8 protein-coding genes and 1 pseudogene are annotated in these 10,178 nt (G+C 60.9%); 4 read left to right on the top strand and 5 right to left on the bottom strand.

Translation table 11 applies throughout. The annotated features are described in order from the left end of the window. Positions 1-120 precede the first annotated feature (120 nt). The 4 genes and pseudogenes from A8O26_RS30735 to A8O26_RS26985 form a co-directional block, all read right to left on the bottom strand. A complete protein-coding gene (locus tag A8O26_RS30735; RefSeq protein ID WP_437339892.1) occupies positions 121-984 on the bottom strand; it encodes a methyl-accepting chemotaxis protein in 864 nt (287 codons plus the stop codon). Then, a pseudogene (locus A8O26_RS30730) lies at positions 982-1,206 on the bottom strand (HAMP domain-containing protein); the annotation flags it as partial. The gene A8O26_RS30735 and the pseudogene A8O26_RS30730, both read right to left, overlap by 3 nt. Before the next feature lie 990 nt (positions 1,207-2,196). Next, positions 2,197-3,597, bottom strand: coding sequence for a PLP-dependent aminotransferase family protein (locus A8O26_RS26990; protein ID WP_064120680.1), 1,401 nt, complete (start codon positions 3,595-3,597; stop codon positions 2,197-2,199). A gap of 190 nt (positions 3,598-3,787) precedes the next feature. Continuing rightward, complete coding sequence (locus A8O26_RS26985; RefSeq protein WP_007917441.1) at positions 3,788-4,549, bottom strand: SDR family oxidoreductase; 762 nt, start codon at positions 4,547-4,549, stop codon at positions 3,788-3,790. A 237-nt stretch (positions 4,550-4,786) separates the two neighbouring features. On the opposite strand from A8O26_RS26985, the gene A8O26_RS26980 reads away from it, so the two are divergent. After that, positions 4,787-5,791, top strand: a complete 1,005-nt coding sequence (locus tag A8O26_RS26980; RefSeq protein WP_064120679.1) for an NADP-dependent oxidoreductase — start codon at positions 4,787-4,789, stop codon at positions 5,789-5,791. A gap of 127 nt (positions 5,792-5,918) precedes the next feature. Here A8O26_RS26980 and pyrF read toward each other — a convergent pair whose 3' ends face one another. Further along, positions 5,919-6,617: an orotidine-5'-phosphate decarboxylase gene (pyrF, locus tag A8O26_RS26975; RefSeq protein WP_162483045.1), complete on the bottom strand. Its 699-nt coding sequence runs from the start codon at positions 6,615-6,617 to the stop codon at positions 5,919-5,921. A gap of 295 nt (positions 6,618-6,912) precedes the next feature. Between pyrF and A8O26_RS26970 the strand changes: the two genes are divergently transcribed. The 3 genes from A8O26_RS26970 (at position 6,913) to xopAW (ending at position 9,799) form a co-directional block, all read left to right on the top strand. Next, a complete protein-coding gene (locus tag A8O26_RS26970) occupies positions 6,913-7,662 on the top strand; it encodes a response regulator (RefSeq protein ID WP_064120678.1) in 750 nt (249 codons plus the stop codon). Then, entirely contained in the window at positions 7,662-8,711 is a 1,050-nt protein-coding gene (locus tag A8O26_RS26965; RefSeq protein WP_064120677.1) for a sensor histidine kinase, read from the top strand. Before A8O26_RS26970 ends, A8O26_RS26965 begins: the two co-directional genes overlap by 1 nt. A 233-nt stretch (positions 8,712-8,944) precedes the next feature. Continuing rightward, positions 8,945-9,799 (top strand): XopAW family type III secretion system calcium-binding effector, encoded by an 855-nt coding sequence (gene xopAW / locus A8O26_RS26960; RefSeq protein ID WP_064120676.1) that lies wholly within the window; start codon positions 8,945-8,947, stop codon positions 9,797-9,799. The last annotated feature ends 379 nt before the right edge of the window (positions 9,800-10,178 follow it).

Genomic DNA, 10,178 nt, shown 5'->3' with positions numbered 1-10,178 from the left:
GACTCGCCGTAAGGGCGAAACCGCCAGCCGCAACACCCAAAAAACGGATATACACCCAAGACCCCAAAAGCATGGTCGGCCCAAAGGCCGCCAAGCCCAAAGCGTCAAAGCGTCAAAGCGTCAAAGCCGAAAATGCCCAACCATCCCCCGCAACTCCCCCCCCAACTGCGCCAGCTCAACACTGGAAGCCGCATTCCCGCGCATTGCGATCGACGACTGATCCGCACTCGCACGAATACTCGTGACACTGCGATTAATCTCCTCAGCCACCGAACTCTGCTCCTCGGCCGCCGCCGCAATCTGCTGATTCATCTGCTGAATCAACGACACCGCCGCCGCGATACTGCCCAACGCACTCTCGGTCTGCAACGCATCACTGACCGCCAGCTTGACCAACTCGCCACTGCTCTGGATCTGCTGCACCGACGCATGCGCCGCCGCCCGCAAGGCACTGACCAGGCGCTCGATCTCCTCGGTCGACTGCTGCGTACGCCGCGCCAATGCACGAACCTCATCGGCCACCACCGCAAAGCCCCTGCCCTGCTCCCCGGCCCGCGCCGCCTCGATCGCCGCGTTCAACGCCAACAGATTGGTCTGCTCGGCCACGCTCTTGATCACCTCAAGCACCGTACCGATATTCTGGATTTCAGCGCTCAGGCTCTCGATGCTGGAACTGGCCGATGTCGCCGAATCCGCCAACTGCTCGATCCGCGCCATGCTCTGGCGCACCACCTGCTGACCACTTTCGACCTTGCCATCTGCGGTCTGCGCCGCCAACGCCGCCTCTTCGGCATTACGCGCGACATCATGCACCGTGGCCGTCATCTGGTTCATCGCGGTGGCGACCTGTTCGGTTTCTTCCTTCTGACTGCTGACCTCAAGATTGGTCTGCTCGGTCACCGCCGACAGCGATTGCGCCGAACTCGCCAGTTGCTCGATACCTGCCTGCAAGCCACTGACAATCGTGCTCAGCCCGGCGCCCATTTGCTGCATCGCCAGCATCAACTGGCCGATTTCGTCACGACGGGTCACCTCCACCGTCGCGCTCAAGTCGCCGGCGGCAATCCGCTGCGCGACCAGGATCACACTGCGCAATGGCGTGACGATCAAACGGGTAATCACCCACGCGGCGATCAAGCCGACCAACAAGGCCAAGGCCGACGAGCCAATAATCAACAGCGAGTTTTTCTTCAGCTCGGCCTGCATCGCCGCGTCCTCAGCAACATAAGCCTGATTCACCCGCTCAACCACTTGGTCGGCACGCTGGTGCAATTGTTCGTAGACGGTTTTTTCCTGGGCGAGCAACCCGGTGTATTCGGCCAGCTTGTCGTTGAAACCGGCGATGTGCCCGGACACTTCGTTGAGCACCGTCAGATAGCCTTCGTCCTTGACCGTGGTCTTCAATTCTTCGGCTTGCGTCTGGGCCTGCGCGGCCTGCTCGATATTGCCCTTGCCGGCACTCTCGGGGTCGCCCTTGCGGCTTTGATCCAGACGAACCCGCGCTTCATTCATCGCCAGCAGCATCAGCCGTGACACCTGACTGACCTGACTGGCCTGTTCGATAAACTGCGCGCCGTCCTTGCCCTCGGTATCTTTCAAGGTATAGGCGCCGTCGTCGGCAAGCCCGGCCTGCAACACATCGAGGTTATTGGCCACACTGGACACCGACCAACTGGCCATTTCCAGAGCAAGATCCTTGGCCTGGGTCAACGAGACGAACTCGTCGAACGCCTTGCGATACGCACCCAGCGACTGTTCGACATCGGTCATCACCGGCACATTGGCCGGCGACTGCGCCTTGAGTTCGTTGGCCAGGGTGACCAATCCGTCGACGCCCACACGCAGGGCATCGGCAGTTTTCGGATTGCCGCGCAAGGCATATTCCTGCTCGAGCAGGCGTACCTTGAGCAGGCCGCTATTGAGCAAAGACATTTGTTTCAGCCCATCGAAGCGCTGGCTGATGGTTTGCAGTGACCAGACGCCGATGGCTGCCACCAACGCCGTCAGCAGCAATACCAGCACAAACCCGATACCCAGTTTTTTCGCCATACCGAGGTTGGCAAAACGTCCTTGCACGGCCGAATTCATTGCGCGTAGTCCCCTGCCAAAGTCTGTTGACGAAGATTCGCAATGGCCACCCACCGGCACAAGTCTCTGACGTCGGAATAATGGCAAAAAGCTAGGTCTGCGTCGTTTTCAGAACACTTGAGGTCGATCCGCAGCGGTATTGCGGAAAAACTGCCGGGCGCGCGGGTCGCAAGCGTAGGCCACGTTGATCCGATGCCATTCGCCGGCCTCGCCACTGGGACTGAACGCATCAGGCGCTGACAGCAGCACGCCACAGCGTTGCGCCTGCTTGCGTACCCGCGTGTGATCAGCCATCCGTGAACGTGCCCAAATGAACAAACCGCCGGCCGGCTTACCGAAGACTTCCCAATCGGCATCCTCCAGTGCCTGCAACGCCGCCGCGCGATCGGTGTTCAAGCGCTGGCGTTGGCGCTGTACCAGTTTGCGATAAGCGCCCGAACTCATCAGGTTGGCCAGCACTGCTTCAGAAAACCTCGAGCCTCCCAGGCCACTGATCATCTTGACCTGAGCCAGCCGCGCGATCAGCTCACGGTCGGCCAATACAAAGCCGACCCGCAATGAACTGCTCAACGTCTTGGAAAAACTGCCGACGTAGATGACCCGGCCTTCATCGTCCAGCGCCGCCAGACGCGTACCGTTGCCCGTGTGCAGGTCCGCGTAGACATCGTCCTCGATCAAGCGCAAATCGTAAGTTTTGCTCAATTGCACCAGATGTTGGGCCACGGCCGGCGTCAGGCAACTGCCGGTCGGGTTGTGATGATGACTGTTGATGAACAGCGCGCAAGGCTGAAACTGCCGCAGCAACGCCTCAAGCGCATCGAGATCCGGACCGCTGGGCGTGCGGCGTACTTCAAGCATGTGAACGCCATGCAGCCGCAGGAGATCGAACAGCGGCGCGTAGCCGGGCGTTTCGACGACCACGCAATCTCCGGCCTTGAACAACGTGCGAACGATCAGGTCCAGCGCATGACTGGCGCCGGCGGTACTCAGCAAATGACTGCTGCGAGCGTCGATATCGAACAGTTTCAGGCGTTTGACGATCTGCTCGCGCAACGCCGGCAGGCCCAATGGCGTGCTGTAGTCGAAGAGACTGGCCATGTCGGTGCGCGCCACTTCACGCAGTGCGTAGCTGAGGTCATCGGGCTCGCGCCAACTCGGCGGCAAGCCACCACTGCCCAGCTTCAGGCCACCTGCCGCAGCACAGACCGCATCACACCAGGCCTGCTTGCCCTCCAGCAGTGCCAATTCTTCCTCGGCAGCGAACCGCGAGGCCGAGTTGGCCACTACAAACCCCGAGCCCTGACGCGTGGTCAGCACGCCTTGCGAGACCAGCCGCTCACATGCCTCGACGACACACGACTGACTCAGCAGATTGCCCCGGGCAATTTGCCGGACCGAGGGCAGACGGGTAGCTGGCGGTACCTCGTTTTGCAGGATCCAGTCAGTCAGTCCGTCAACGATCTGCTGCACGACCGGCACCATTGCCTGTCGGTCAATTCTCAATTCCATGAGCACGCAAACTCCTGTCCGTTTTGCTGGCCGCAGTAAATCACAGCCGCGCCGTTCAGGCTGTGCGACAACGCCGCCAAAAGCGCCCGATCTAATCATTTGATACACATTGTTTAATGGATACACGGAACTGAGCGCAGGCCCAAGAAAAAGCCCGCACGAAGGCGGGCTGTTTTCCTGCCCAGTGGTTTTAGAACGCGGTCACGCCACCGTCCACGGCCAAAGAGTGACCGGTGGTAAACGCTGCGCCATCGCTGCACAGATACAGGACGGCGCTGGCAATTTCCTCGACCTTGCCAATGCGTCCGACCGGATGCATGGCATTAGCGAATTCGCCTTTCTTTGGGTCCGCCTCGTAGGCGCGACGGAACATGTCGGTATCGATCACTGCCGGGCACACCGCATTGACGCGGATTTTCTTTTTCGCGTATTCGATCGCCGCCGATTTGGTCAGGCCGATCACGGCATGTTTCGACGCCGCGTAGATGCTCATCTTCGGTGCGGCGCCAAGCCCGGCCACCGACGCGGTGTTGACGATCGCCCCACCGCCCTGCGCCAGCAGCAGCGGCAACTGATACTTCATGCACAACCAGACGCCTTTGACGTTGACGCCCATGATCGCGTCGAACTCATCCATCGAGCCCTCGGCCAGTTTGCCCTTCTCGATTTCGATCCCGGCGTTGTTGAAGGCGTAGTCGAGGCGACCGTAGGTATTGATCACCTCGTCCATCAGATTTTTCACTTCGCTTTCGACAGTAACGTTGCAGCGCACGAAGGTCGCTTCGCCACCGGCTGTACGAATCAGCGCCACCGTACCCTCGCCCCCTGCCGCATCCAGATCAGCCACCACCACTTTCAAACCTTCGGCGGCGAATGCCTGGGCGGTTGCCCGGCCGATGCCGTTGGCCGCACCCGTGACTACGGCAACCTGACCGGAAAACGTCATGCTCATTGTTATGTCCTCGAAGGGATAGATGCAGGGGAGTTGTAGGCTTGCAGCATAGCCATTGCGGTCTGCCGAACGTCAGCACTATCCAATGGCTGTTTATGTACCCATGCGTTGCAGTGATAAAAGCGGCCCGGTGACTATCACTGCACTGGATCGGCGTGCATTCGCCGCATCAGCCCACCTTGCGACATCGCCGATGAAGGTCTATCAACAAGGCTTCATTCCGTTCGAGTGCCTGCCATGACTTCTCAGACCAATCGCCAGTTCCTGCTCGCCAAACGCCCGGTGGGCGCTGCCACGCGCGAGACCTTCACTTATCAGGAAGTACCGGTCGGCGAACCGACGGCGGGACAGATTCTGGTCAAGAACGAATACCTGTCGCTCGACCCGGCCATGCGTGGCTGGATGAATGAAGGCAAGTCCTACATCCCGCCGGTAGGAATCGGCGAGGTCATGCGCGCGCTGGGCGTAGGCAAAGTCGTTGCTTCGAACAATCCGGGGTTTGCCGTCGGCGACTACGTCAACGGTGCCATTGGCGTGCAGGATTATTACCTCGGCGAGCCAAGAGGTTTCTACAAAGTCGATCCGAAACTGGCGCCGCTGCCGGTGTATCTGTCCGCGCTGGGCATGACGGGCATGACCGCGTATTTCGCCCTGTTGGATGTTGGTGCACCGAAGGCGGGCGACACCGTGGTGTTGTCCGGTGCTGCGGGTGCGGTGGGCAGCATTGCCGGGCAGATCGCCAAGATCAAAGGTTGCCGCGTGGTCGGCATTGCCGGCGGCGCCGACAAGTGCAAGTTCCTCATCGATGAGCTGGGCTTCGACGGCGCCATCGACTACAAGTCCGAAGATGTCGTGGCCGGGCTTAAACGCGAATGCCCGAAAGGCGTCGACGTGTATTTCGACAACGTCGGCGGCGACATCCTCGATGCCGTGCTCAGCCGTCTGAACATGAAAGCGCGGGTGGTGATTTGCGGCGCGATCAGCCAGTACAACAATAAAGAAGCGGTTAAAGGCCCGGCCAACTACCTGTCGCTGCTGGTCAATCGGGCGCGGATGGAAGGCTTCGTGGTGATGGATTACGCGGCGCAGTACGCCAGTGCGGCGCAGGAAATGGCCGGGTGGATGGCCAAGGGGCAGCTCAAGAGCAAGGAAGACATCGTCGAAGGTCTGGAGACCTTTCCGGAGACGCTGATGAAACTGTTCAGCGGCGAGAACTTTGGCAAGTTGGTGTTGAAGGTTTAAGGCCACCACAAAAACCAATGTGGGAGCGAGCCTGCTCGCGAAAGCAGTGGTTCAGTCAATATTGACTTCGACTGATACACCCTCTTCGCGAGCAGGCTCGCTCCCACAATTGGATCTTCAGTGTGGCTTAGGCGATTTCGGCGACGACCGAAGCCAGCGCCTGTGCCGGATCGGCCGCCTGGCTGATCGGACGGCCAATCACCAGGTAATCGGACCCGGCATCCAGCGCCTGACGCGGGGTCAGAATGCGGCGCTGATCGTCCTGCGCACTGCCCGCCGGACGAATCCCCGGGGTCACCAGTTGCAGCGACGGGTGCGCGGTTTTCAGTGCGGTGGCTTCCAGCGCGGAGCACACCAGACCGTCCATGCCAGCCTTCTCGGCCAAGGCTGCCAGACGCAGAACCTGCTCTTGTGGCTCGATGTCCAGACCGATACCGGCCAGATCTTCACGCTCCATCGAGGTCAGCACGGTGACGCCGATCAGCAACGGTTGCGGGCCGCTGCGCTTGTCCAGCTCTTCACGGCAGGCGGCCATCATGCGCATCCCGCCGGAGCAGTGAACGTTGACCATCCACACACCCATCTCGGCAGCGGCTTTCACGGCCATTGCGGTGGTGTTGGGAATGTCGTGGAATTTCAGGTCGAGGAATACTTCAAAACCCTTGTCACGCAGGGTACCGACGATTTCCGCGGCGCAACTGGTGAACAGTTCCTTGCCCACTTTGACCCGGCACAGTTTCGGGTCCAACTGGTCGGCCAGCTTCAGTGCGGCGTCACGGGTGGGGAAATCCAGGGCGACGATGATAGGAGTCTGGCAGGCGGACATGAATGGGCTCTCAGGCAGGTCGAAATCGGCGCGCATTGTAGCGGAACCGGCGGCGGCGCGGCACCCGATGATCGGTAAATCGTCGCGCCAACCGTGATCAGCATAGCGCTCGCTGCTATTGTGTCGACTCCGATACACAACCGACACGCCAGCAACAAGCACCCACGCTAGCCTCGCCAGCCGCAACACGTCCTTACATCAGCACTTCCCGCCTCACGGCCGGACGCCTATGCTGAAACCACCACCTCGCAGCCCATCTTTGTGGTTGGCGGCCTACTGGCAGATGAACAGCCCCATGCACAACACCCAAACGACCGCAACGGATGAGCCAAAAGACGACAAGCGCTGGAGCATTCGTGCGCTGATCGTCGATGACGACGTGCCGATCCGCGAGCTGATGATCGACTACCTCGCGCGCTTCAACATCCACGCCAGCGGCGTCACCGATGGCGCCGCGATGCGTCAGGCGATGCAGGCCGAACACTTCGACGTCGTGGTGCTCGACCTGATGCTGCCCGGTGAAGACGGCTTGTCGCTGTGCCGCTGGCTGCGCGCCGAATCGGACATCCCGATCCTGATGCTCACCGCGCGATGCGAGCCGACCGACCGCATCATCGGCCTCGAACTGGGCGCCGATGACTACATGGCCAAGCCGTTCGAGCCGCGCGAACTGGTCGCGCGCATCCAGACCATCCTGCGCCGGGTGCGCGATGATCGCACCGAACAACGCGCCAACATCCGCTTCGACAACTGGCGCCTGAACAGCGTCCTGCGTCAGTTGATCGCCGACGATGGCCTGGTGGTGCCGCTGTCCAACGCCGAATTCCGCCTGTTGTGGGTGTTTATCGAACGTCCGCGCCGGGTGCTCAGTCGTGAACAGTTGCTCGATGCCGCCCGTGGTCGCTCGATCGAAGCCTTCGACCGCAGCATCGATTTACTGGTGTCGCGTCTGCGGCAGAAACTCGGCGACGACCCAAAAGCCCCGCAGTTGATCAAAACCGTGCGCGGCGAGGGTTACCTGTTTGACGCGCGAGACATCGGCTGATGCGGGCGCGCTTCGACACGCTGTTCGGGCGCCTGTTTGGCGTGCTGTTCGTGGCGATTGTCCTGGCGCACCTGTTGGCGTTTGCCTGGTTTCACCATTACGGCCCGCCTCCGCCGCCACCGCCGCCGGAATTTTCCGCGGGCGTCGATGGCCAACGTCCGCCACTGGATCAGCGTTTTGCGCCACGCCCACCGCGCCCATGGTTCGGTGGCCCGTTGGTGCCGCTGACGTTTCAGTTCATCACACTGATGATCGCGGCGTGGTACGGCGCCAAACTGCTCAGCCGCCCGATCCAGCGCCTCAGCGACGCCGCCGAGCGCCTCAGCGAAAACCTCGACAGCCCGCCACTGGACGAATCCGGTCCGCGTGAAGCACGGCAAGCGGCGCACACCTTCAACCTGATGCAGCAACGCATTCGCGAACAGGTGCAGCAACGCGCGCGCATGCTCGGGGCGGTGTCGCATGATCTGCGCACCCCGCTGTCACGCCTGAAACTGCGCCTGGAAAACATCAGCGATGAAAAGCTGCAAGGGCAGATGCGTCAGGATCTGGACGACATGATCGGCATGCTCGACGCCACCCTCACCTACCTGCACGAACAGCGCACCAGCGAAGCGTTGCAACTGATGGATGTGCAGGCGCTGGTCGAATCACTGTGCGAAAACGCTCAGGATCAGGGTGCGGATGTACAGGTCAGCGGTCATTGCGCACCGTTGCCGGTTCAGCCGATGGCGTTGCGTTCGTGCATCAATAACCTGATGGATAACGCCTTGCGTTATGCCGGCCAGGTCCGCATCGAGATGCAGGATCAGCGCGAGCAGTTGCTGATCCACGTGATCGACCACGGCCCCGGGATTGCCGAGGACAAGCGTGAAGCGGTGTTTGAACCGTTTTATCGGCTGGAAGGTTCGCGCAATCGCAACTCCGGTGGCGTCGGCCTCGGGATGACCATTGCCCGCGAAGCCGCACAGCGCCTGGGTGGGCAACTCAACCTGCAAGAAACCCCGGGCGGCGGCCTCACGGCCATCATTCGCCTGCCCCGCACCTGAGAAACACACAATCCACTGTGGGAGCGAGCTTGCTCGCGAAGGCGCCGGCTGATTCAACATCGAAGTTGACTGTACCGACCTCTTCGCGAGCAAGCTCGCTCCCACAGGGTTTTATGGTGTTTATTCAGTCTGTGTACCCACCGGTACAAACCCCACATACCCCCGACACCTTGCACCCTGACGCTGCATAAGCCGGTACACCCACCGGTTTGCCATTCCAGGGAGTGAGTCCGATGATCGGTAGCGTCAGCAATTACACGAGCTATACCAGCACCAGCAGCACCTCCACGCAAAACGCCCGCAGCCAGCAACTGCAAAAAGAACTGTTCGCCAAACTCGACAGCAACGGCGACGGCGCGGTGGACCAGGACGAACTGAAAAGCGCCCTGTCGCAAAAGTCCGACGATGGCCTGTTGGTCAACCTCAGCAAACAATTCGGCGATCTGGACAGCGATGACAGCGGCAGCCTCAGCGCCGAAGAAATGACCGCCATGGCGCCCCCACCGCCACCACCCGGCGACCAGGCCCCCACCACCGAACTGGCCGACGCCCTGATCAGCGCCCTCGACACCGACGGCGACGGCGCCATCAGCAGCGACGAACTGAGCAGCGGTCTGACCAGCGCCGGCAGCACTGCCGACAGCAACGAACTGTTCTCGGCACTGGACAAAAACAAGGACGGCACCGTCAGCCAGGACGAACTCACCGCCAGCCTGACGCCGCCCCCTCCGCCGCCGCCACACATCAACAGCGACGAACTGTTCAGCCAGCTCGACGCCGATGGCGACGGCAGCGTGACTGCGACAGAACTGAGCAGCGCGCTGCAAACCAGCGACAGCACCTCATCGACCAGCACCGACACCAGCGCGGCACTGCTCAAAGTACTCGACAGCGACAGCAGTGGCGGCGTCAGCAGTGATGAACTGAAAGCGGCTTTACAGGCCGGGCGTGAACGACCGGACGAAGAACAGACAGCATCGACCCAGAGCACGACAGAAGCGCTGAACCGCATGATTGCCAATTTGAGCAAACAGTATTCGCTGGAGAAAACGGCGTCGGTGGGCAAATATTTGAATGTGGCGACTTGAGTCGACGCCATTATTTGCCGCCGACAATCAAAAGCCCCTCACCCTAACCCTCTCCCAGAGGGAGAGGGGACTGACCGAGGTGTTTGGGAGAGGTACGCCGACGTGCGATACCGAGTTGAACTCAGATTCTGAAACAGATCAAAAGCCCCTCACCCTAACCCTCTCCCAGAGGGAGAGGGGACTGACCGAGGTGTTTGGGAGAGGTACGCCGACGTGCGATACCGCGTTGAACGCAAATCAAACGCCGAACACCCCACGCTCTTCACCACTCAATAGGCCGAGTGTCAGCTCGCCTGCTCTTGATCTTGATCCACGGGCGACATCGGAAGGCTGAGCGCAGGGATTGATCCGGGGGTGGGAGCGCAGCGACCGTTTGGCG

It is taken from the genome of Pseudomonas fluorescens (assembly GCF_001648775.1).
Lineage (GTDB): Bacteria > Pseudomonadota > Gammaproteobacteria > Pseudomonadales > Pseudomonadaceae > Aquipseudomonas > Aquipseudomonas fluorescens_M.
Note: the sequence above shows the minus strand (reverse complement) of the source record. Positions and strands in the feature narration are given on the sequence as shown.